At 64.7% G+C, this 22,469-nt stretch carries 18 protein-coding genes; 7 read left to right on the plus strand and 11 right to left on the minus strand.

What is annotated here, in order from left to right; translation table 11 throughout:
* Positions 1-6 precede the first annotated feature (6 nt).
* Positions 7-1,383 (minus strand): Nramp family divalent metal transporter, encoded by a 1,377-nt coding sequence (locus ACZYOF_RS12395; protein WP_282530182.1) that lies wholly within the window; start codon positions 1,381-1,383, stop codon positions 7-9.
* A 245-nt stretch (positions 1,384-1,628) separates the two neighbouring features.
* On the opposite strand from ACZYOF_RS12395, the gene ACZYOF_RS12400 reads away from it, so the two are divergent.
* The 6 genes from ACZYOF_RS12400 to ACZYOF_RS12425 all read left to right on the plus strand — a co-directional run bounded on the left by ACZYOF_RS12400 (position 1,629) and on the right by ACZYOF_RS12425 (position 9,805).
* The gene (locus tag ACZYOF_RS12400) at positions 1,629-3,212 is read left to right on the plus strand and encodes a porin (protein WP_463715922.1); all 1,584 of its coding nucleotides are present in this window, start codon (positions 1,629-1,631) and stop codon (positions 3,210-3,212) included.
* Between the two features lie 297 nt (positions 3,213-3,509).
* Entirely contained in the window at positions 3,510-4,640 is a 1,131-nt protein-coding gene (locus tag ACZYOF_RS12405) for a PspA/IM30 family protein (RefSeq protein WP_394569123.1), read from the plus strand.
* On the plus strand, positions 4,637-5,296 hold the full coding sequence (locus ACZYOF_RS12410; RefSeq protein ID WP_282530752.1) for an OB-fold-containig protein: 660 nt from the start codon (positions 4,637-4,639) through the stop codon (positions 5,294-5,296). Before ACZYOF_RS12405 ends, ACZYOF_RS12410 begins: the two co-directional genes overlap by 4 nt.
* 11 nt (positions 5,297-5,307) lie before the next feature.
* The gene (locus ACZYOF_RS12415) at positions 5,308-7,065 is read left to right on the plus strand and encodes a flotillin family protein (RefSeq protein ID WP_463715928.1); all 1,758 of its coding nucleotides are present in this window, start codon (positions 5,308-5,310) and stop codon (positions 7,063-7,065) included.
* A 137-nt stretch (positions 7,066-7,202) separates the two neighbouring features.
* Positions 7,203-8,447, plus strand: coding sequence for an MFS transporter (locus ACZYOF_RS12420; RefSeq protein ID WP_463715923.1), 1,245 nt, complete (start codon positions 7,203-7,205; stop codon positions 8,445-8,447).
* A gap of 143 nt (positions 8,448-8,590) precedes the next feature.
* The gene (locus tag ACZYOF_RS12425) at positions 8,591-9,805 is read left to right on the plus strand and encodes a Bcr/CflA family efflux MFS transporter (RefSeq protein ID WP_130582032.1); all 1,215 of its coding nucleotides are present in this window, start codon (positions 8,591-8,593) and stop codon (positions 9,803-9,805) included.
* A 111-nt stretch (positions 9,806-9,916) separates the two neighbouring features.
* Here ACZYOF_RS12425 and ACZYOF_RS12430 read toward each other — a convergent pair whose 3' ends face one another.
* Positions 9,917-11,176, minus strand: a complete 1,260-nt coding sequence (locus ACZYOF_RS12430; protein WP_282530755.1) for an adenylate/guanylate cyclase domain-containing protein — start codon at positions 11,174-11,176, stop codon at positions 9,917-9,919.
* 129 nt (positions 11,177-11,305) lie between these two features.
* Between ACZYOF_RS12430 and ACZYOF_RS12435 the strand changes: the two genes are divergently transcribed.
* Positions 11,306-12,466, plus strand: a complete 1,161-nt coding sequence (locus ACZYOF_RS12435; RefSeq protein WP_394567061.1) for an MFS transporter — start codon at positions 11,306-11,308, stop codon at positions 12,464-12,466.
* A 21-nt stretch (positions 12,467-12,487) separates the two neighbouring features.
* Here the strand turns inward: ACZYOF_RS12435 and ACZYOF_RS12440 are convergent, their stop codons facing one another.
* The 9 genes from ACZYOF_RS12440 to recO all read right to left on the minus strand — a co-directional run bounded on the left by ACZYOF_RS12440 (position 12,488) and on the right by recO (position 22,238).
* Complete coding sequence (locus ACZYOF_RS12440; RefSeq protein WP_282530794.1) at positions 12,488-13,306, minus strand: N-acyl homoserine lactonase family protein; 819 nt, start codon at positions 13,304-13,306, stop codon at positions 12,488-12,490.
* A 107-nt stretch (positions 13,307-13,413) separates the two neighbouring features.
* Entirely contained in the window at positions 13,414-14,373 is a 960-nt protein-coding gene (gene dmeF, locus ACZYOF_RS12445) for a CDF family Co(II)/Ni(II) efflux transporter DmeF (protein WP_463715924.1), read from the minus strand.
* A 54-nt stretch (positions 14,374-14,427) separates the two neighbouring features.
* A complete protein-coding gene (locus tag ACZYOF_RS12450) occupies positions 14,428-15,357 on the minus strand; it encodes a cation diffusion facilitator family transporter (protein ID WP_282530758.1) in 930 nt (309 codons plus the stop codon).
* A gap of 211 nt (positions 15,358-15,568) precedes the next feature.
* Complete coding sequence (parC, locus tag ACZYOF_RS12455) at positions 15,569-17,821, minus strand: DNA topoisomerase IV subunit A (protein ID WP_130581855.1); 2,253 nt, start codon at positions 17,819-17,821, stop codon at positions 15,569-15,571.
* A gap of 77 nt (positions 17,822-17,898) precedes the next feature.
* Positions 17,899-18,528, minus strand: coding sequence for a phosphoribosyltransferase family protein (locus ACZYOF_RS12460; RefSeq protein ID WP_463715925.1), 630 nt, complete (start codon positions 18,526-18,528; stop codon positions 17,899-17,901).
* Positions 18,525-19,208: an energy-coupling factor transporter transmembrane component T family protein gene (locus tag ACZYOF_RS12465; protein WP_463715926.1), complete on the minus strand. Its 684-nt coding sequence runs from the start codon at positions 19,206-19,208 to the stop codon at positions 18,525-18,527. Before ACZYOF_RS12465 ends, ACZYOF_RS12460 begins: the two co-directional genes overlap by 4 nt.
* Complete coding sequence (locus ACZYOF_RS12470) at positions 19,195-20,745, minus strand: ABC transporter ATP-binding protein (protein WP_463715927.1); 1,551 nt, start codon at positions 20,743-20,745, stop codon at positions 19,195-19,197. The genes ACZYOF_RS12465 and ACZYOF_RS12470 overlap by 14 nt, the downstream gene beginning before the upstream one ends.
* A 23-nt stretch (positions 20,746-20,768) precedes the next feature.
* Positions 20,769-21,350 carry an aminotriazole resistance protein gene (locus ACZYOF_RS12475; RefSeq protein ID WP_130581851.1) on the minus strand — a complete coding sequence of 194 codons (582 nt, stop codon included), beginning with the start codon at positions 21,348-21,350 and terminating at the stop codon, positions 20,769-20,771.
* A 132-nt stretch (positions 21,351-21,482) separates the two neighbouring features.
* The gene (gene recO / locus ACZYOF_RS12480; RefSeq protein WP_282530762.1) at positions 21,483-22,238 is read right to left on the minus strand and encodes a DNA repair protein RecO; all 756 of its coding nucleotides are present in this window, start codon (positions 22,236-22,238) and stop codon (positions 21,483-21,485) included.
* Positions 22,239-22,469: the final 231 nt, after the last annotated feature.

The following is a 22,469-nucleotide window of genomic DNA, read 5'->3' on the forward strand; positions in this document are numbered from 1 at the left end:
CGGCGCTCAGCCGAAGAAGGTATCGAACAGCAGCTTCACATTCAGGATGACGATAACGCTCGCCACGAGCCAGGCGACCGCGGCAACCGGCATCGATATCGCGAACTTGCCCATCTTGCGCCGGTCGGACACGAACCGCACCAGCGGAATGACCGCAAAGGGAAGCTGCATCGAGAGGATGACCTGGCTGAACACCAGGAGTTCGGCGGTGCCGCGCTCGCCATAAAGCGCGGTGACGGCCACGACCGGCACGATCGCGATGCCCCGCGTCAGCAGCCGCCGCGCCCAGCTCGGCAGCCGCAGGCTGAGGAAGCCTTCCATCACGATCTGGCCAGCGAGCGTCGCCGTCACCGTCGAGTTGAGGCCGGAGGCGAGCAGCGCCACCGCGAACAGCGTCGAGGCGATGCTGAGGCCAAGCAGCGGGGACAGCAGCTCGAAGGCCTGGCCGATCTCGGCGACATCGGAATGGCCGCTCCGGTGGAAGGTCGCGGCCGCGACCACCAGGATCGCGGCATTGATGAACAGCGCCAGCATCAGCGCGATCGTGGAGTCGGTCGTCGCCCATTTGATCGCGTCCCGCCGCCCCTCTTCGCTGCGCTCGTAGGCGCGGGTCTGCACGATCGACGAATGCAGATACAGATTATGCGGCATCACGGTCGCGCCGATGATGCCGATCGCGATGTAGAGCATCTCGGGATTGGTGAAGATCTCGCTCGACGGCGCAAAGCCGCGCAGCATCGCGGCAATCGGCGGCGCCGCGGCGGAGACCTGGATCGCGAAGCAGGTCGCGATCACGATCAGAAGCGCGATCACGAAGGCTTCCAGGAAGCGGAAGCCGCGGTTCATCAGGAGCAGCAGCAGAAAGGCATCGAGCGCGGCGATCAGCGCGCCGCCGATCAGGGGAATGCCGAACAGGAGCTTCAGCGCGATCGCGGTACCGATCACCTCCGCCAGGTCGCAGGCGATGATCGCGGCTTCGCAGGCGATCCACAGCAGGAAGTTCACTGGGCGCGAATAGGTCGCCCGGCAGGCCTGCGCCAGGTCGCGGTCAGTGACGATGCCGAGCCGGGCCGCGAGCGCCTGCAGCAGGATCGCCATCAGGTTGGACAGCAGGATGACCGAAAGCAGCGTGTAGCCGAACTTCGAGCCACCCGCGAGGTCGGTCGCCCAATTGCCGGGATCCATATAGCCGACCGACACGAGATAGCCCGGTCCGGCAAAGGCAAGCAGCCGGCGCCACCACCGGCCCGCCGTCGGAATCTCGACCGTCGAGTTCACCTCGGGGAGGCTTCGGGTATCCGGCGCATCGGCGCGCCATCCGGTTGAGGTCGGCAGCACCTGCGTTACGGTGTCGGGGATCAGTCGGGGCGATCGGGCATCCATGATGCCACAATGCCGGAAAACATTTTTTGTTGCAACTCATTTGCAACTGCATCTGGGAAGTCGATGAGGTCACATCCGCCAGTCGCCGCAGCCGCAGCCTCGGGCGAGTGCTTGCTGCGTTGCGGTAAAGTCACACTACCGCGCGAACCTGCTCATGTAATGCGGCCGTCACACTGCGACATAAAGTCCCGCGCTAGGGCTCGCCGGGTGGGTATGGGGCGTGCAGTTCACAGTGGAGGCCAGCAATGGCGACAATGAGAACCTTGATCCTCGGCACCGCCGCGGGGCTGATGGCAGCCAGCGGTGCGCATGCGGCCGATCTTCCGATCAAGGCGAAGCCCATCGAATATGTGAAGATCTGCTCGGCTTACGGCCCAGGCTTCTTCTTCATCCCCGGTACCGACACCTGCATGAAGATCGGTGGCTATCTCCGGGTCGACACCACATTCAATGGCGGTGTGCAGGGCTCGCCGGCCTGGAACGGCGACGCAGGACAACATAACCGCTACTTCGACTACTTCGCCGCCCGCTCCCGTATGCTGTTGTCAATCGACACCCGCACCGCCACCGACTATGGCGTAGTCCGTACCTTCGGGCAGGGCCGGTTTCAGTTCTCTACGCTCGGCAACAACACCTTCAACCCGAATTCGATCAACGGCTCGCTGCCGGTCGCAAACTCGCAGCTGCTCGACACTCCCGGCGGCGGCGTTACTACCATCCAGTTCCTCTTTATCCAGTTCGCAGGCTTCACCTTCGGTCAGTCGGCGTCTGCCTACTCCTCGCCTTGGCAGGGTTTCCCCGGCAACATCACGGACTTCCTGCTCGGCGGCCAGAACAATGATACCGGCGTCAACAACATCCAATACACTGCGGATTTCGGCAACGGAGTGACCGGCACCATCGGCCTCGACGATCCAACGGTATGGGACCGCACCGCGGTTTACAACCTGTCGCTGCCGCTGAACGCCACGCTGAACACGGGCAACGCTTACGCCGGCGTCCATGCGCCCGAGGTGGTCGGCAACATCCGCGTCGACCAGGCTTGGGGTCTGTTCCAGATTTCCGCCGCGGCGCATGAGGTCAACGCCTCCTACAATGTCCTGAACGCCCTTGGAGCGCCAGCGGGCGCCGTCGGCCTGCCAGGCGCGGCGCCGACCGGAGCATCCGAGCTTTCCGGACATCCCGACACCTCATGGGGCGGCGCGGTGATGGCGGCGTTGCAGATCAAGAACATCCCGACCGGTCCCGGCGACGACATCAAGATGGACGTGAGCTATTCCAAGGGAGCGACGAAGTACGTTATCTCGTCGGCTTCAACCTCGCCGAGCTTTGCCATGTTCGGCAGCTCCAGCACTTTTGGCGCTTATCAGAGCATCGGATTCGGTGCGACGACCGACGCCGTCTATCTGCCGGTCGCAGCCGGCGGCGACGGCTCGCTGCATCTGACGGAGGCCTTTGGCGTTCGCGGTGCATTCAACCACAACTGGGACCCATATTGGTCGTCGAGCCTCTTCGGCTCGTATGTGGGCGTCCGCTATGACGGCGCGGCCAAGGCCTTCATTTGCGCGAACTACACCACGCCCGGCAAAGCCGTCAGTGCGGACTACGTCTGCAACCCCGACTTCAACTTGTCGCAGCTTGGTCTCATCACCCGCTGGACCCCGGTCAAGAACCTGACCTTCTCCGCCGAATTCATGTGGTTCCACCTCGACCAGAAATTCCAGGGCTCCGCGGTCCTTGGAGCTTCGGCCCCCAAGCCTACCGCGCGCTACGAGTTCAGCGATCAGGACACGTTCCAACTGCAGCTTCGCGCCCAGCGCAACTTCTGACGGGCTTGCATCGAAGCTTAGCCTGCTGATCGTGGCGGCCAATGGTGAACTGACACCGGCCGTCGCGTCGCCTGCCGTGAACAACGCTTTCCGACCACCGCCTTCATCTCACGCATCGGCACATTAGCCCGAGTGGCGCTTCGCATCTTTGGCGGAGGGTGAGACCGCTGATCGGACCTCCATAACGCCAGAATGCCGGAATCGGCCTTGTTGTTGCGATTCATTTGCAACTACGCCGAGGCCGAAATGCGACCCTCGCATCTTGTAAAGCACTCAGGAAGTGCTTTACTGTTTGATATGATCAAATTGCTCCCGGAAACACCGACGGCGACCCTGCGCTATGCGCTCGCACCCGATGAAGCGGGCATCGCTGCGATCGAGGCGACGTTCGCCGCCTATGACCGGATGATGGCGATTCTCGCCGAGGTTGCCCCTGTCGGCGCCAATCTGGTCGCTCTTCATGCCCAGGCCTACGAAAGCATCCGGAAGGAGACCGATCTACCGGCGCGCCTCGTCACGCTCGGCTTGCGCGACCGCGCCAACTACGTGCCGGGCGCGACCGTGCGTCGCATTCCGCTCGACGAGAAGTTGTTCTCGATCAAGGGACCAACTTCACTCACCGTTAGCACTGTCAAAGGACGCGTCTTGGTCCAATTCGAAGTGCCGGGATATCTTGCCGGCTGGGAAAGCCCCTTCCCGGCTCACTTGGTCTCGGACGGCAGGACTTACGAAATCCACATCGCCGTCAAATCGAAATCAACACCACCGGAGGAGAAGACGATGGTTCACGAAGGTATCCTCGCACGCATGGGACGGTTGCTGGCGGCCATCGCCAGCCAGACGCTCGACAACGCGGAAAACAGCAACAAGGTCGCCCTCGTGAAACAGGCGATCCGCGAGATCGACGCCGGCGCTGACGAGGCGCGCCATGCGCTCGGCAAATCGCGCGCCGAAGAATTCCGCCTCAAGCAGCGGCGCGAAGAACTCGACGCCGAAGTCGCAAGCCTGAACGAAAAAGTGCGTCTGGCGCTCACCGAGGGTCGCGAAGATCTCGCGCGCGCCGGCGTTGCACGACAAATTGATCTTGAGTCCCAGGGCATTGCACTCGAACGCGCGATGGATTTCGTCGAGCTCGAAATCGACGAACAGACCAAGGCGTTACAGGCGATGCTTGCGGCACGGCGCGAAGCGGAATCCCGGCTTGCCGATCTCGAGAAAAGTCTCGCGCAGCAAGCGGTGCATGAAACCGGACGGGCTTCAGCAGCGACCAAAACTGTGAGTCCCGATCGGGCCATGGCGGCGATCGCGCGGGTGACGGGTGTTCCTGCCTCCAGCGTCTTCGCCGACAAAGAGCTCGACGAGCTCGATAGACTGCACCGCGAGAAGGAAATCGCGGCGCGGCTTGAAAGGATCAAGTCGCAACAATGAGTGCAATCGGCGACATTCTGCTCGCCCCCGACGTACGGCCCTTCGCGGTCGCGGCAGCAATCATGGTGGCCTTGGGCGGTATTGAACTGCTCACTACCATGATCGGATTTTCAATCAGCGAATTCTTCGGCAAGGATTTTTCTGTCGACGCCGAGAACAACGGCCTCAACGGTCTGTTTCTCTGGATCAATGCCGGCCGACTGCCTCTCCTGATCCTCATCATCCTGGCGCTCGGCATCTTCGCCATCGGAGGATTTTTGATCCAGGGCCTCGCTCACAGCGTGGGCACCGCCCTGCCGGTTTCGATCGTTGCACTGGCAGCCGCGGCCGCCAGCGTTCCTCTGATCAGAACCACAAGTCGCGGTCTCGCCCGCATCATCCCGCGGGACGAGACCTATGCGGTGAGCGATAGCGACTTTGTCGGCAAGGTCGCCACCGTGACCGTCGGTCCTTTGGATCAAGGACTTCCCGGTCGCGTCCGTCTCAAGGATGTCTTCGGCAATTGGCATACCGTGTCGGCGCGTGCCGCGAGCGATTCCGAGGCGTTGCCGGTCGGCGCCGCTGTCTTGCTGGTCGACCGCGACGCCAAGAGTTTTATCGCAATCGCCGCACCCGCCGACTTGATTGAACAACAAGCATCATCCAGCAAAGCATAATACAGGGCATAATCATGTGGGAACTTGCTGTACCCGTCGTCATTGGCGTCCTCGCCATCCTCGTCATCGGGTTGATGTTCGCCAAACTCTACAAACGGTCGACGCGGGATGAAGCGTATGTGCGGACCGGGCTCGGCGGCCAGAAGGTCGTGCTCGACGGCGGCTCGGTCGTTCTCCCGATCTTCCACTCGACGGCGGCGGTCAACCTGAAGACGCTCCGGCTCGAAGTCGTGCGCGGCGGCCCGGATTCCCTGATCACCAAGGACCGCATGCGCGTCGATATCGGTGCGGAGTTCTATCTGCGCGTCAAACCCGACACTTCTTCGATCGCGCTCGCGGCGCAGACGCTGGGCAGCCGCACCAACAACGCCGTCGAACTGCGCGAATTGATCGAGGCCAAATTCGTCGACGGCCTCCGCTCGGTCGCTGCGACCATGAATCTCGAAGAGCTGCAGGAGCAGCGAGCGAAATTCGTCAAGTCGGTGCAGGATGCGGTCGGCGCCGATATCGAGAACAACGGCCTCGAGCTTGAATCGGTGTCGCTGACAAGGCTCGACCAGAGCGACATCAAGCATTTCAATCCGAGCAACTTCTTCGATGCCCACGGTCTCACCACGCTGACCAACATCACCAAGCAGCGTGAGCAGGAACGCAACCAGATCATCCGCAATACAGAAGTGAATATCGCCCAGCAGGATCTGGTCGCGCGCCAGACCACGCTGACGATCGAGCTGACCAAGCGCGAGGCGGAGTTGGCCCAGCAGCGCGATATCGCCAACAAGACTGCCTCGATGCGCGCGGAGACCGCGCAGGCCGAGCAGACGGCCCTGCAGAAGGAAGCCGAATACCGCATCCAGCAGGAACTCGCGGTCGCCAACAAGCAGACCGAGGCCAACCAGGCCCGCGACACCCGGAAGATCGAAGCCGATCTCGCGGTCAAGCGGCGCACCACCGAAGCCGATCGTGAACTCGAGATCGTCGCGCAAGAAGCGGCGATCCTGGTCGCCGACAAGAGCAAGGACCAGTCGGAAGCGCAAACCATTGCCGAAACTGCGCGTGCGCTTGCGATCGCCGCGGAGGAAAAGGTCACGACCGCCCGGGCCACCGAAATCGCTGAACGCGACCGCATCATCAATGTGATCGCGGCGCGCAAGGTGGCCGAGACCGAGGCGATGCCGATCACGGTCATGGCACAAGCCGAACGGCAGGCCGCCGACAACAAGGCGGAAGCCACCAACGTGCTCGCCCAGGCCGATGCCAATGCCGCCACCACCCGTGCCGCCGGCGTCAGGGCGCTCGGCCAGGCCGAAGCGGAAGTCGCGACCTTGAAGACCGAAGCGCGCAACAGACTGAGCGCGGCGATCATTGAGTACGACCTCAATCTCGCGCGCATCAACATCATCCCGAACGCGCTTGCGGAGGCCGTCAAGCCGGTCGAGAAGATCTCCGACATCCGGATCTTCGACACCGGCGGCATGCTCGGCCGCGGCGGCAGTGGCCATATGAATGGCAATGGCGCGATAGGATTGGGCGACGGCCTCGCCGCGCAGTTGCTGTCGGTCTCCGCCTTCAAACCGATGATCGACAAGATCCTTAGCGAGGCCGGTTTCCCGACGGGACCGGATGCGCTGACCAGCCTCACCAGCGCATTGGCACAGCGGAAGGCGGAAGTGGGCGCCGCCGAGGAAGTGCCAGCGGCAACCAACGGCGCGGCGATCGCGGCGCCAGCCGCGGCGTTGAGCAAGCCGGCGGCGGAAACGAGGGCATAGTCCCGAACCATCCATCGCATCCAATGGCCCGCCGTGTTCCCCCCACGGCGGGCCTCCTGCTTGTCGGGAAACGGGTGGGATCGGAGAAGCTCAAACCACACACTTTGGCGGACTCAAAACTTCGACAGAAGTCTGCCATGTCCGCCCTCAAGACCCCTCACCTGCCTTCGACCTTCGGCCGCCTAGCCTGGTCGAACCTCGCCGCACAGTCGGCTGAGCAGATCGCGCTGGCCGCTGCTCCCATCGTAGCGGTGCTCCTGCTCGGCGTCGGCGAGGGCCAGACCGGCCTGCTGCAGACCGCACTGACGCTGCCCTTCATCCTGTTTGCGATCCCCGCAGGCCTGCTCGCCGACCGCTTCTCGCGGCGCGTCCTGATGGCGGGTTCCGAGGCGTTGCGTGCGGCGGCACTTGCCGCAACACTGCTCCTGATCTTGCTCGGCCTGTTGACGCTGCCGCTGCTTTCGGTGCTCGGCTTCATCGCTGTGTGCGGGACGGTTGCCTACAGCGTGGCCGCGCCTGCGCTGGTGCCGTCGCTGGTGACGCCGGATCAGTTGCCGACGGCGAATGCGCGGATCGAACTGGCCCGCACTGTCGCTTTCGCCAGCGGGCCTGCGCTCGGCGGCGTGCTGGTCGGATGGGTCGGTGCCGCGCCCGCCTTCGGATTTGCTGCCGCGCTTTCGGTGATCGCCGTGGTGCTGCTGGCCGGTATCCACGAGCCGGCCCGCGCGCCGGCGCCACGTCGACATCCGCTGCTGGAGATCAAGGAAGGCGCCGTGTTCGTGTTCCGTCATGAGCTGCTGCGGCCGGTCTTCATCACCCAGTTCATCTTCAACACCGCCTCCTTCCTGTTGCTCGCGGTGTTCGTGCCCTATGCCGTCAGGCATCTCGGCCTCTCCGCAATCGGCGTCGGCACCACGCTCGCGATGTACGGCGTCGGCATGGTGGTCGGCGCGCTTGCGGCGACGCGGGTGATGCGGCGCCTTGCGTTCGGCACGGTGATCGGGCTCGGCCCGGTGACGGGCTTCATCGCCTCCACCATCATGGCGCTGACGACGATCGTCCCTACGCCGCTGCTTGCGGGCCTGAGCTTCTTCCTGCTCGGCGTCGGCCCGATCCTGTGGGTGATCTCGACGACCACGCTCCGGCAATCGGTGACGCCGCCTTCGCTGCTCGGCCGTGTCTCCGCCATCAACATCATGAGCTACGGCGCGCGCCCGCTCGGCTCCGCACTGGGCGCGATCGTCGGCGGGCTTTTCGGCGCGGAGACCTGCCTCTACCTTGCCGCGGCAATCTTCGGCGCACAGGCGCTGGTGATCCTGCTGTCGCCCGCGGTCTCGCTCGTCAGGCAACCCGACATGGTCAGCGAACCGGCGGCGTGTTGATGAGAGAAGGACTCAACTGACCTCATCCACGATTGGAGAATGTTCTACGTCATGACCGGATGTCCGGCCATGACGGCAAAATTAGTGGCTGGTCTTTCCCGCTTTGTATGATACATGTCATTCAATATCCGAGCGGGAACACCATGACTGACCAGACTGCAACCCTTGATGCTGCCGCCGCATCTCGCCCCCGATCCTCCTCCGGCGTGCTGCAGATCGCGGTTCTGGCCGCGCTTGCGGCGACCGGCACGCTGGCCACCAACATCCTGCTGCCGTCGCTGCCGCAGATGGCGGCCTCGCTGAACGTGACGACCGCGGCCGTCACGTCGGCCATCACGATCTTTCTCGCCATGTTCGCGCTCGGCCAGCTCGTGGTCGGTCCGATCTCGGATCGCTTCGGCCGTCGCTGGCCGGTCCTGATCGGTTTCGCGGTATTCTTTGCCGGCAGCGTCTGGTGCAGCCTTGCAGAAGACCTCCCGAACCTCTTAATCGGCCGCGTCGTCCAGGCCGCCGGCGCCTGCGCAACGTCGGTGCTGTCGCGCGCCATTGCCCGCGACCTGTTCACCGGCGCCGCCTTGGCGCGCGCGATGGCGCTGATCATGATCGCGATGGCGGCGGCGCCGGGTTTCTCGCCGCTGCTCGGCGGCGCGCTCGATCACTATTTCGGCTGGCGCTCGGAATTCGTGCTCGTCGCGGCGTTTGCGGCGCTTGGCGCGCTCGCTTATGGCGCCACACTCGGAGAGACCCACCACTCGACGCGGATTGCGCTCAACCCCTTCGCCATCACGCGCACCTATCTCGGTCTGATCGCAGATCGCCGCTTCGTTGTGCCAACGGCAACCGTCAGCCTGATTATGGGAGGTCTGTTTGCGATGTTCTCGGCCGCGCCCCGGATCTTGATCGAGGCGCTGCATTTCTCACCGATCGAGCTCGGCCTGTTCTTCGCCGGCACCGTGCTGATTGTATTCGCCTCCGGCTGGCTCGCGACAAGGCTTGCGCCGCGCTTTGGCCTCGACCGCTCGATCAAGGGCGCGCTATTGGCAGCAGCCATCGGCGGGGCTGCCATGCTCTTCGTCTCGCTCTTCACCCCGAGCTTCCTGCCGTTCCTGACTGCGATGAGCGTGTTCCTGCTCGGCATGGGCATCGTCAACCCACTCGGCGTCGCGCAGGCGCTCTCGCCCTTCGGCGAAAAGGCGGGTGCGGCTTCCGCGCTACTCGGCTTCTGGCAGATGATGAGCGCGGCGATCGGGGTATGGCTCGCTGCGACCGTGCCGCACGAGGCGATGTTCGGGCTCGGCGTGGTGCTGACCGCTTTCTCACTGATAGCGGTCGTCCTGTACGCGCTGCGCACAAAGTAGGCCAGCGCGTAGCCCGGGTGGAGCGGAGCGCAACCCGGGACATCTGCGTCCGCGTTTGCGGCCGTCCCCGGGTTACGCTGGCGCTTCACCCGGGCTACAGATAAGGCGGAGCTAGCTCGCGAGGTAGCGCTCGTACTTTCCGGCCACCACCTCGTCCGCTGCAATGTCTGGATCGAGCGTATAGAGATTCTGCGCCCGGCTGATGCCGCGCAAGGCGAAGCGGCCGGTCGAAACCAGATAGTTCCGCCCTGCCCCATCCAGGCCATCCCGGAAGGCCTGCGAAGTCAGCAGCTCCCGGTCGACCGAGCTGCACATCGAAGCGATCCGGCTGACCTCATTGACCGCGGGCCCTACCACGGTGAAATCGAGCCGGTCCTCGCTGCCGATATTGCCATAGAACACCTCGCCCACATGCAAGCCGACATAGGCTGAGGTGGTCGGCCGTCCCTCGCCGGCACGGCGGGCGTTGAGCGCATTCAAATTGCGGCGGAAGCGGTGCTCGGCGCGGAGCGCGGCGCGCTTGGCGATCGCCATGTTCTCCTGCGTGAACATTGCCAGCACGCCGTCGCCGATCAGCTTCAGCACCTCGCCGCCGGCATCGTGGATCGCGTCGATGGAAGCCTGGGCATAATCGTTGAGGAACGGGATGATCTCGTCCGGCCCGATGCGCTCGCTGATCGCGGTCGAGCCGCGAACGTCCGAATACCACAACACTGCCTTGATGCGCTCGGTGACGCCGCGCGAGATGCGGCCGCGCATCACCTGCTCGGCGGTCTCGCGCCCCAGATAGACCCGCCCCAAGGTGCGTGCGATGTCGACCTGCGCTGCTGATTTCACCGCCAACCCAAGGACCGGCACCAAGTCGCGCAGCGCCGCCATGTGATGCTCGCCGAACCCCTCGGACTGGCGGGTGGTCCAGTAGGAGTAGAAGCAGTCCATCTCGCCGATCGTGCCGGCTTCGCCGAACCGGTGCACGAAGGAGATGAAATGCTTGTGGCCCTTTTCCGCGAGTTCGTTGATCATCGAGAAATCGAGCGTGGCGCAATCGGCCAGGTCGATCGCCATCTCGTCCTGCCCGCTTTCCAGCATGTGGTAGAAGGTCGAGCGCCGCCAGGTCTGGCTGGCATCGCCGCTGCTGGTCGAGCCGTATTCGAAAGCATCGCTTTCGTTGGTCTCGCTGTCGTTCCAGCGGAATCCGCGGCCTTCGAAGATCGGGTGCAGCGTGTCGATGAAGACGATGGCGCGCGACAGCGGCATTCCGGCCGCGCGGCAGCGTTCGCAGAAGCCGCGCAGCAGGTCGTTTTCGGGCAGGCCCGTCAGACCCTGTCTGACCAGCCAGTTCATCAGGCGCAGGCGGGGTGTGAGTTCCATACGCGGATTATGCCGGGCAATCATGTCGCGCGAAAGATCGGTCGGCGCTCCTCGGGCGCGACTTGACGACACTTCCGCGGCAGCGGCAAATGCGGGAACAACGAGGCAAGACAGAAACGCGACGGACCGATGAGCGCCCGGCAGCTTCCGATCATTCTGGCGCTCGGCACCACCCAGACGCTCGCCTGGGCCTCGAGCTATTACCTGCCCGCGGTGCTCGCTGATCCCATCGCCAGCGATCTCGGCATCGCGCCCAACTGGATCTTCGCCGCCTTCTCCGCCTCGCTCGTGCTCTCGGCCCTGCTCGGCCCCCGGATCGGCCGCCAGATCGACCTGGTCGGCGGCAGGTCCGTGCTGTCGATCTCCAATCTGACGCTGGCGGCAGGGCTCGTGCTGCTCGGCCTCACGCAGTCCATTCCGCTGCTGCTGCTCGCCTGGCTCTTCCTCGGGGTCGGCATGGGGTACGGCCTCTATGATGCCGCCTTCGGCGCGCTCGGGCGCATCTATGGCGAGGCGGCGCGGCGCCCGATCACGGGCATCACGCTGATGGCGGGCTTTGCCTCCACCGTCGGCTGGCCGCTGAGTGCGTGGGGGCTGGAGACGATCGGTTGGCGCGATACCTGCTTTGCCTGGGCGGCGGCACATCTTCTGATCGGCCTGCCGCTCAACTGGCTGATGTTGCCGCCAATCCCCGGCGCCAAGGCCGCGGCGGCCAATGCGGTGAAGCCGCATATCCCGATCGACCGGCCGATGATCCTGCTGGCGTTTGCGTTCGCGACCGCCTGGACCGTCACCGGCGCGATGGCGGCGCACTTCCCGCGCATCCTGGAAGCGGCCGGCGCGACCCCGGTGCAGGCAATCGCCGCCGGCGCCCTGATCGGGCCGGCCCAGGTCGGCGCGCGCACGATCGAGGCGTGGCTGCTCAGCCGCTACCACCCGCTGCTTTCGACCGAATTGGCCTGTCTCGGTCATCCGATTGGCGCCGCGATCGTGGCGATCGCCGGCGGCGGCGCGGCAAGCGTCTTCGCGCTTTGCCACGGCGCCGGCAACGGCATCCTGACCATTTCGCGCGGCACCCTCCCGCTCGCGATCTTCGGCGCGCAGAATTACGCCTACCGCCTCGGCATCATCGGCGCCCCGGCCCGGATGGCGCAGGCGGCGGCCCCGTTGCTGTTCGGGCTGTTGCTCGAGCGCATGGGCAATGGCATCCTGATCGTCTCCTCCGGGCTCAGTCTCGCGGCGCTCGGCGCACTGCTCCTGCTGCGCGACACCAAGCCGACACCACAATAGGCAGCCACTCCATCTGCTCCATCACTCATAAAACGCCGGTGCCATCTTCAGGCTATCGCGCTGGGCCTTGTCGTGATTGATCCAGAGTTGCGCCTTCTCTTTCGTGAGCGTCTCCGCGATCTTCTGCATCGAGGCCGTCGTCTGCTCCTTGCTGGCATTCATCGACGGCACCCGGCGGTTATCCCAGTTGTCCCTGAAGTGAACGGCGTCGCCCGAAAGTACGACCGCCCCGGTCTTCGGCAGTTTCACCAACAGCGACTGGTGGCCCGGCGTGTGCCCGGGCGTCGACAGGATCACCACATTGCCGTCACCAAACACATCGCGGTCGCCGTCCAGCTTGGTCACCGGATGCTCCGCCTTGAAGCGCGGCTGGTTGTCGGCACCGGGCCAATCATATTCGGCTTTCTGCACATAGAGCATCGCGGTCGGGAACATCTCCACATTGCCGATGTGGTCGGGATGGGTATGCGAGACCGCCATCGCCTTGATGTCGGACGGCTTCACGCCGATCTGGTCGAGCTGCGCGGCCAGCGTCTTGGGACGCCGCCAGGTCACCGCTTTCGGATCCGGCGGCACGAGCCCGTCGGGCATGCCCGCCACCGCGTCGGGAATACCGGTATCCCACAGGAACCACCCTTGCGCGTGCTTGATCAGATAGCAGTTGTCGACGAAATCCATCGACTTGCCTTCGTTGACACCGGGCGACCAGCGCGAGATGTCGCCCGCAACACCCTCTCCGCAATTGAGGATGTAAAGCTTCTCGACGCCGGGCTTTTCCGATTGCGCCCGCGCAGGACCCGCAGCCGCCGCAACCGACAGCAACACCACCGCAACACCGATTGTTGTCTTCACGTTCTGCTCCCTCGACCAATCGACCCCAGCGTTCGAGGAAGGAATATTACGTCATCGCCAGCGGCAATCGTCGCCATTGACGGTCTTTTGATCTCTCAAGCGGCGTGCGCCGGCTCGTGATGCGGACACGTCTCGACCTCGATCGTGACATGGCTGAGACCGTGCAGGCCGCCGAGGCGGCGCTTGTAGGTCGCGGGCGGCAGCGGATGGTCGGAGACAACCGAGATCACCGCCGCGCGATGACCGGGGCCAACCTGCCACAGATGCAGATCGGTGACGCGGTCGCCCTTGGTCTCGAGCCGGTCGCGAATGACCGCCTCGAGCTTCTTGTCGGCGCTGACGTCGAGCAGGATCGCGCCTGACGCCTTGATCAGGCCATAGGCCCAGCTCGCGATCACGGCGCTGCCGATGATCCCGACTGCCGGATCGGCCCACACCCACCCCGCGGACATCGCAACCAGCAGCGCCGCGATGGCGAGGATGGAGGTTGCGGCATCCGCCATCACGTGGACATAGGCCGCTCGAAGATTGTTGTCGTGATGGTGATGATGGTGGTCGTCATGGTCATGAGAATGGCCATGACCGTGATGATGGTCGTGGTCGTCTCGCAGCAGCCAGGCGCTGGTGAGGTTGACGGCAAGTCCGAGCACCGCAACCGAGATCGCCTCGCCATAGGCAATGGACACCGGATGGAACAGCCGGTCCACGCTTTCCCAGGCGACCTGCACGGCGATCATCGCCAGGATGATCGCGCTGGCAAAGGCGGCGAGATCGCCGAACTTGCCGGTGCCGAAACTGAAGTGCGCGTTGCCCAACTGGCGCCGTGCGAACAGATAGGCCAGCCCGGCAATGCCCAGCGCCGCCGCATGCGTTCCCATGTGCCAGCCGTCGGCGAGCAGCGCCATCGAGCCGGACCACCACCCCGCCGTGATCTCCCCGATCATCATGACCGTGGTGAGCGCCACCACCAGCCAGGTGCGCCGTTCGTTATGGGCGTGCGTCGCTCCCAGGAACGCGTGATCGTGGGTCCACTGTTCGATCGAATGCGAATGCATGGTTCATCTCCGGATAGTCCGCCCGTCGAATATAGCGATTGCGACGGACGGCCGTTAGACTAGTTCCTCGGGCGCGAGTTTACAGGCGGCGCCGTCGGCCTCGACCTGCAGCGTCGCATGATGGATCTTGAAGCGGTGCGAGAGCTCCGTGCAGACGCGGTGCAGGAACGCATCGTCATGTCCGCCCGGCCGCACCAGATGGGCGGTCAGCGCCGTCTCGTTGGTGCTCATGGCCCAGATGTGCAGATCGTGCACCTCCGAGACGCCATCGAGCGTGCGCAGAAAATCCCTCACCTCGACCAGTTCGATGCCCCTCGGCACCGCATCGAGCGCGAGGTTGACGCTATCGCGCATCAGACCCCAGCCGCTGACCAGCACGACGATCGCGATGACGAGGCTGATTGCCGGGTCGATCCACAACCATCCCGTCGACATGATCAGCAGGGCGGCGATGACGACGCCCAGCGAGACGCTGGCATCGGCGGCCATATGGAGATAGGCGCCGCGGATGTTGAGGTCGCCGTGCCGGCCGCGCATGAACAGCAGCGCCGTGCCGCCATTGACGAGGATGCCGAGCGCCGCGACCCAGACCACCGTCCAGCCCGCCACCTCGGCCGGCTCGCGCAGCCGGTTGACCGCCTCCACCGCGATGCCGCCGACCGCGACCAGCAGGAGCCCGGCATTGAACAGCGCGGCGAGGATCGAGGCGCGGCGATAGCCGTAAGTATGCGTCTCCGTCGGCCGCCTTCCCGCAAGCCACGCCGCGCCCCATGCCAGCAGCAGCGAGAACACGTCGGAAAGATTGTGGACGGCATCGGAGATCAGCGCCAGCGAATTGGCGGCATAGCCGAACACCAGCTCGGCGATCACGAAGGCGGTGTTGAGCGATGCGCCAATGGCAAACGCCCGGCCAAAATCATCCGGGGCATGGCTGTGCCCGGCATGATCATGCGCATGGGAGTGATCGTGATGTTGATGCGCCATGGGAAGAATTTATAGCGCGCCGATTTACGAATACTATTACAGCAATTTCGCTGTCGTTCCGGCCTTGAGCCGGGACCATAACCACCGCTGGCGATTGTTGAAGCGAGAAAACGTAGCCCGGATGGAGCGAAGCGTAATCCGGGACTATCTCGACGCGGATGGGCCGGCCCCGGATTGCGCTTCGCTCCATCCGGGCTACAACAGCCAGCCACTACTCGATCCCGCGGTTGAACTTGTTCGACTTCGGCAGACCGTGCGCGAGGCGGCCGGCGTCGGCGCGGTTGCCGCGCCAGTCGGCGAGCTCCTTCATGCTCATGCCATGCTCGCGGCCTGCGGAGTCCTTCCAGGTCAGGCCCGCCTTGGAATCGAACACCGCGACGTCGGACAGCGAGGCGCTGGTGTATTTCTGCAACCGCACGCCGCGGCCGCGGGCCATTTCCGGCACCTGGTCAAGCGGGAACAGCACCATCTTGTGGTTGGTGCCGATCACCGCCACGGTGTCGCCTGCGACGGTTGCGAGCGTGCGCGCCTCGTTCGGCATATCGACATTCAGCACCTGCTTGCCCTTGCGGGTGGTGCCGACGCAATCGTCCTCATTGACGACGAAGCCCTGCCCTTCGCTGCTCGCGACCAGGAATTTGCGGCCGCCCTTGTTGACGAACAGCGACACGATCGCGGCATCTTGCTCCATGTCGATGAACATGCGGATCGGCTCGCCATGGCCGCGGCCGCCCGGCAGCTTTGCCACATCGAGCGAGTAGAATTTCCCGTTTGTGGCGAACAGCAGGAGCTTCGACGTGGTCTCGGCAAAGAAGGCATGATCGAGCTTGTCGTCGGTCTTGAAGGCAAGGCCCGAGAGATCGGCAACATGCCCCTTGAGCGTACGCACCCAGCCCTTCTCGGAGATCACGACGGTGACCGGCTCGCGCTCGACGAAGGCTTCTTCGATCGCGGCGAGATCATGCTCGGGCGCATCCGCAAAGGTGGTACGGCGCTTGCCGAGCGGCGTCTTCGGCCCGAACATATCGCGGACCTTCCGCACCTGCTCGCCGACCTTGGCCCATTGCTCGGTCTCGGAGCGGAGCAGCGACTCGATGCCCTTCAGCTCCTTGCGGAGGTCCTTCTCCTCGGTCCGGATCTCGATCTCCTCCAGCTTGCGCAGAGAGCGCAGGCGCATGTTGAGGATGGCTTCGGCCTGGATCTCGGTGAGCTTGAAGGTCTTCATCAGCACCGGCTTCGGCTCGTCCTCCGTGCGGATGATCTTGATCACCTTGTCGATGTTCAGATAGGCGATCAGGTAGCCGCCGAGGATTTCCAACCGGTTCTCGATCTGGCCCTTGCGGTAGTTGGAGCGGCGCACCAGCACATCGCGCAGATGGTCGAGCCACTCGCGAAGGCACTCGGCGAGGCCCACCACCTTGGGGATGCGGCCCTTGACCAGCACGTTGAGGTTCAGCGAAATCTTGCTTTCCAGCTCGGTCAGCCGGAACAGCGATTCCATCATCAGCTCAGGGTCGACCGTGCGTGACTTCGGCTCGATCACGAGACGGATGTCCTCGGCCGATTCGTCCCTGACGTCGCCGACCAGCGGCAGCTTCTTCTCGTTAAGCAGCTCGGCGATCTTCTCGACCAGGCGCGATTTCTGCACCAACCAAGGGATTTCGGTGATCACGATCACCCAGGTGCCGCGCGCACCCTCTTCCTGTTTCCAGCGCGCGCGGGTGCGGAACGAGCCGCGGCCGGTGGTGTAGGCCTCGGTGATCGCTTCCTTGGAATCGATGATGATGCCGCCGGTCGGGAAATCCGGTCCCTTGACCCACCGCAACAGGGCCTTCGACTTGGCGTCGGGCTTCTCGATCAGATGTAGCGCGGCGTCGCACAGCTCGGCGGCGTTGTGCGGCGGGATCGAGGTCGCCATGCCCACCGCGATGCCTTGCGAACCGTTGGCGAGTAGGTTCGGGAAGCCGCCCGGCAGAACCACCGGCTCCTTCGACTGGCCGTCGTAGTTGGCGCGGAACTCGACGCCGTCCTCGTCGATGCCCTCGAGCAGCAGCCGCGCGACATCGGTCATGCGCGCTTCGGTGTAGCGGTAGGCAGCCGGGTTATCGCCGTCGATATTGCCGAAATTGCCCTGGCCGTCGACCAGCGGATAGCGCGAGGAGAAATCCTGCGCGAGGCGCACCATGGCGTCGTAGATCGCCTGGTCGCCATGCGGATGGAACGAGCCCATCACGTCGCCGACGATCTTCGCCGATTTCTTGAACGGCGAGCCCGGATCGAGGCGCAGCAGCCGCATCCCGTAAAGGATGCGCCGGTGCACCGGCTTCAGCCCGTCACGGGCGTCCGGCAGCGCGCGATGCATGATGGTCGAGAGCGCGTAAGCGAGATAGCGCTCTTCCAGCGCATCGCGCAGCGGTACCTCGTGAACCTCTGGCGGTTCCGGCGGAATCAGTGCTTTTCCCATGCCGACGGGTTAACCGCTTCGGGCGAATCGGGCAAGAATCGATTCGGCACCATACCCCGCAGAAAAAGCCCGATTTTTCAGCCCGCGCCCGCTAGGGTCGCGGGATCCGGCGTGGCATGGCCATCGGCGATGTTGAATTGCGGGATATGGCCGAGCCCGGTCACGAGACTGGCATCGGCGCCCAGCACCTTCTTCCACTCGTGCCCCTCGGTCAGGATCACGCCGACGCCGACGACCTCGGCGCCGGCCTGCCGCACCAGCTTCAAGGTCGCAGCCAGGCTCGAGCCGGTCGCCACCACGTCATCGACCACGACGACCCGCCTGCCCCTCAGGAGCGGGATCGCCCGGCGGTCGAGCAGGAGTCGCTGCGAGCCGGATGAGGTCACCGATTGCACATATTCGACCAGCGCGTCGCCCAAATGAATCTTCGGTGACTTCTGCACGATGACATATTGGTCGAGCCCGAGATGACGCGAGACTTCGATCGCAACGGGAATGCCGAGCGTCGCCGCGCCGACCACGATGTCCGGCTTCTTCTCCTTCAGCCGCGCGGCCAGCGCCTTTCCGATCCGCTCGCCGAAGCCGACGCCCATGTCGATCACCATCAGCAGCGAAATCGCCAGCCGCTCGTTGATTGCGACGAGCGGCAGCTCCGTCGGCTCGCCACCAATATCGACGGTATAGGTGGCGGGTGTGGGTGCGCTCATGTGGTCCTGCCCCGGTTTGTCAGAGGAAAGTCGGTCTGGATGGTGAGCCAGCCGATGTCGCGCCAGCTTGTGCGCGCCATCTTAGGGTCGAAGCCGTAGATCGACAGCGCCAGCGCGATCGTCTCGGCCATGCGGAACGTCTGCACCATCAGCGGGACGCCGCGCGCCAGCGCGTAGAGGATGCGTCGCGGCAGCGGTCCGCGGTCGAGCTCGAGGCCACGCGCCCGCTGGGTCTCGCCGATGCTGTAAAACTCCTCGCGCATCAGCGGGATCATGCCGATCACGAGCACAAGCACGAGCGTCAGCGAACCCGGCAACCGCAGCCGGCTGCAGGCCGCGAGCAGCGTGCCGGCCGAAGTGGTCTCGATCGCGACGAAGAAACTGCCTGTGGTCGCGATCAGGCGGAATGCCATGCGCAGCGCATCATCGATCGCAGCGGCGAGCGGCGTCCCGTTCCAGACGAAGCTCAGGGTCCAGCTCAGCGTCACCAGGCCGCCGACCAGCGCCATCAATTTCAGATAGCCTTTGGTCTGCGGCAGCCGGCAGGCGATCACGATTGCCAGCACGATCGCGGCGAGCACGCCGGCAGTCACCGCGCTGCCGGCGACCCAGCCGAGCGATGACAGCACCAGCGCCGCCAGCAATTTGACGAATGGGTTGATGCGATCAAGCCGATGCACGGTGGCCTCCTCCGATCGACGCCGCATTGCGATTCGGGCGCGGCCAGCCGCGGCGCGCGAATACGTCCGAAGACCAGGCCGCCTCGGTCGTCCCGTCGAAGGCCAGCCGGCCATCCTCCAGGATCAGCACGCGGTCGGCGGCGCGGTCGACAAGCTGCAGGTCGTGCGAGACCAGGAGCGCCGCACAGCCCCGCGCGCGGCAGCGGTCGAGGAAGGCCAGCACGCCGGCACGCGAGACGCTATCGCAGGCGATCAGCGGCTCATCCAGGATCACGACCGACGGTGCGGTCGCCTCGATGCAGACCAGCGCCAGCATCAATTGCTCGCGCGCCGACAGCGCGAATGGCGAAAGCTCCGCGCGATCGGCGAGGCCGACGCCCTTCAGAAGCTCGATCGCCCGCTCGCGATGCGCAGCCACGGCCTTGGCGCCGGCATCGCCGCCGGACAGCGAGAACACGACCTCCTCCACGACCGAGAGCAGGAAGAACATCCGCCGCAAGTTCTGCGCGACATAGCCGATCTCGCGCGCCCGCTGCGCGATGGTCCAGCCGGCGCTATCGCGGCCGCCGATCTCGATCGCTCCGCCGGCCGCCTTCTGCAGGCCGAGCAGCGTGCGCATCAGCGTCGTCTTGCCGGCGCCGTTGCTGCCAATCAGCCCCGCCACCTCGCCTTTTCCAAGCGAAAGCTCGATCGACCGCAGCACCGGCTCGCCGTTCGGACGGCGGAGCGTACTCGAAAGCTGCTTGACCGAGAGCGCCGCGTCCGACTGTGCCGGCTGCACCACAGCCCGAGGCACCGGCGGCGCAAAGGGCGGCTCGATACCGGCGACCGCATACGGCGTGGTAGCGCGCACGGCCGCCTGCCAGGGCAGATCGTCGACGATGCCGCCCTCCTTCAGGAACACCACGCGATCGGCCACATCATCGAACCAGGCGAGATCCTGCTCGGCGATCAACAGCGTCAGCTTCGTTCTCTTAAGCTCGCGCAGGATTCCGATCATGCGCAGCCGCGCGTCAGGATCGAGCCCGCTGGTCGGCTCGTCCAGGATCAGTACATCCGGCTGCCAGACCAGCGCCGAGGCGAGCGCCGCAATCCGTCGTTCGCCGCCCGAGAGCGTGCGCACCGTGCGCCCGATCAGCCGGCCGATATTCATCTGCTCGATCACGCTGCCGACGCGCGTGCGGATCTCCGCCTGCGCCACGCCGCGGTTCTCCAGCGGAAAGGCGATCAGATCCTCGACGGAAAGGTCCCAGACCTGGTCCTCGACCGATTGCAGCACGAGGCCGACGCGGCGAAACAAGTCGCTGCCGCCGATTGCCCCGAGATCGGTGCCGTCAAGCGATACCGCGCCCTGCATGTGGTGAGGCCGGATCAGCTTCGGAATGAGACCGGCCGCGACCGCAAGCAGCGTCGATTTTCCCGAACCGCCCGCCCCCGTCACAATCGTGGTGCTGCCGGCTTCGAGACAGAGGTTGATATCGGACAGCACGTGAGCGTCGGCCCGAAAGCCGACGCTCACCCCACGCAGATCAAGCATCAAGTAGCGCTCCCGAAGGGCGGTCAAAACCGGTGCAGCGTGCCCCGGCTGATGCCGGCAAGCAGCCTTGCGCCGGGACGTACCAGCAGCGGCGTTCCGATCACCATCGGCACGATGTCGGACAGGCCGATATAGAGCATCGCATACCAGAACGGGAAAATGCCGAGCACCGCCAGACTCGCCGACACCGCCGCCACCATGATGATGCCGACCACCGCGCAGATCACCGCTATCTTGAGCAGCACCGGCATCGACAGGTCGAAATTGGTCTTGCGCAGATTGACCAGCATCGGCGGCACGGCGCCCGTGAGTCCGACCATGATGCCGTCGACAACAAGCGAATGCGCGGGAATGAAGGTGCCGGCGAGCAGCGACCAGACGATGGTGCCGATATAGCCGCAGATGAACCCGCTCTTCGGCCCGAGCAGAAGCCCGATCAAGGGCGGCAGGAACGCGAAGATGCGCCACTGGATCACGCCCGGCACGAGCTGGATCGGATTGGCGTAGGCCCACAACACGCCCGTCGCCACGCCGCAGACGACCGCAAGGACGATGGGAAAGAAACCGACCGAGTCGGATTCACTGTAGGTGATTTGCGTACTCATTGCATGCTCCCCGTTATGAGTTTGCCCTGAGATTTTTCAGGCAAGTTTCGGGCCATGCGGCATGGAACGGGCCGAGGGTTGCACGCAATAGAACCACCATGTGTAGGTTGGCAATTTCGGCGCGCATTGCCGTCAGGACGGGGTGACCGCGATCCGGGCCCGACGGCGCACCACCGCGTTGATGAAGCCGTCCCTGGCGTCGGAATGCCCCTGCCCGCGCGGCTCGAGCACGTTGCGCAGGAGGAAGCGGCCGGTGAGCGCAAAGCCGTCGAGCAGGTCCTGGTCCGAGCAGGCGCCCGCGCCGTCATCGTCATCGCGCAGGAAGGGCGGCAGCCGCATCAGGCGGTCGCGCCAGGGTTCGCCGGCGGCGCGCGATACCGCCCCGCCCGATTTCGGCGAGACGTAGACCAGTTCGGAGGTCGCGCCGGTCGCCGCGCAGTTCGAGAGGTCGAGCCCGAAGCCGAGTTCGGCCAGCATCGCCAGCTCGAAGCGGATGAGATGGATAGCGGCACCGCCGGCATCCTCGAAATCATCCAGCGTCCGCTCCAGCATCTCGTAGATGTCCTGGTGCGGATCGCGTTCCGGCAACAGCCGCGCCAGTGAAGCCAGATGGGTGACGCCATAAACGGCATGCGACGACGCCAGCAGGTTCGCCGCGCGCAACTGCGTACCGTCGAGCTGGTAATAGCCGAGATGTTCGTCGAGCCGCGCCCGCCAGATCGCGGTGACGCTGTTGCCGGGCTGCAGCAGCGGCCGCATCCGCGCGCTGGCTCCGCCGCGCACCAGGCCGAGATGGCGGCCGTGCTCGCGCGTCAGGAGCTCGACAATGGCGGAAGATTCGCCATGCCGCCGCACCCCGAGCACGATGCCCTCGTCGGTCCACTCCATGGGGTGGAGAGTAGCATGTAGGGTGGGCAAAGCGTAGCGTGCCCACCTCTCTTGCACCGATCGTGAATGGTGGGCACGCTTCGCTTTGCCCACCCTACGGCTAATCTTACTGCGTCACGAGTTTTCGTCGCGTGTTTGGAGCTGGGTGGCGCCACAGCAGGGACATCTCTGTAAGGTGCTGATCAGCGCTCGGATCAAGCGCAGCCGCATGGTCGCGATCGAGTTTGGGAC

The sequence above is a fragment of the Bradyrhizobium sp. LeoA1Lang genome, assembly GCF_055413685.1.

What these genes read in the sequence shown, in the direction of transcription:
- ACZYOF_RS12460 (WP_463715925.1), bottom strand. Translation starts at nt 18,528, where the DNA reads ATGAGCGCACCCACACCCGCCACCTATACCGTCGATATTGGTGGCGAG.
- ACZYOF_RS12405 (WP_394569123.1), top strand. Translation starts at nt 3,510, where the DNA reads ATGATCAAATTGCTCCCGGAAACACCGACGGCGACCCTGCGCTATGCG.
- dmeF (WP_463715924.1), bottom strand. Translation starts at nt 14,373, where the DNA reads ATGCATTCGCATTCGATCGAACAGTGGACCCACGATCACGCGTTCCTG.
- ACZYOF_RS12475 (WP_130581851.1), bottom strand. Translation starts at nt 21,350, where the DNA reads ATGAGTACGCAAATCACCTACAGTGAATCCGACTCGGTCGGTTTCTTT.
- ACZYOF_RS12450 (WP_282530758.1), bottom strand. Translation starts at nt 15,357, where the DNA reads ATGGCGCATCAACATCACGATCACTCCCATGCGCATGATCATGCCGGG.
- ACZYOF_RS12395 (WP_282530182.1), bottom strand. Translation starts at nt 1,383, where the DNA reads ATGGATGCCCGATCGCCCCGACTGATCCCCGACACCGTAACGCAGGTG.
- ACZYOF_RS12435 (WP_394567061.1), top strand. Translation starts at nt 11,306, where the DNA reads ATGAGCGCCCGGCAGCTTCCGATCATTCTGGCGCTCGGCACCACCCAG.
- ACZYOF_RS12410 (WP_282530752.1), top strand. Translation starts at nt 4,637, where the DNA reads ATGAGTGCAATCGGCGACATTCTGCTCGCCCCCGACGTACGGCCCTTC.
- ACZYOF_RS12470 (WP_463715927.1), bottom strand. Translation starts at nt 20,745, where the DNA reads ATGCTTGATCTGCGTGGGGTGAGCGTCGGCTTTCGGGCCGACGCTCAC.
- ACZYOF_RS12420 (WP_463715923.1), top strand. Translation starts at nt 7,203, where the DNA reads ATGTCCGCCCTCAAGACCCCTCACCTGCCTTCGACCTTCGGCCGCCTA.
- ACZYOF_RS12400 (WP_463715922.1), top strand. Translation starts at nt 1,629, where the DNA reads ATGGCGACAATGAGAACCTTGATCCTCGGCACCGCCGCGGGGCTGATG.
- recO (WP_282530762.1), bottom strand. Translation starts at nt 22,238, where the DNA reads ATGGAGTGGACCGACGAGGGCATCGTGCTCGGGGTGCGGCGGCATGGC.
- ACZYOF_RS12430 (WP_282530755.1), bottom strand. Translation starts at nt 11,176, where the DNA reads ATGGAACTCACACCCCGCCTGCGCCTGATGAACTGGCTGGTCAGACAG.
- parC (WP_130581855.1), bottom strand. Translation starts at nt 17,821, where the DNA reads ATGGGAAAAGCACTGATTCCGCCGGAACCGCCAGAGGTTCACGAGGTA.
- ACZYOF_RS12425 (WP_130582032.1), top strand. Translation starts at nt 8,591, where the DNA reads ATGACTGACCAGACTGCAACCCTTGATGCTGCCGCCGCATCTCGCCCC.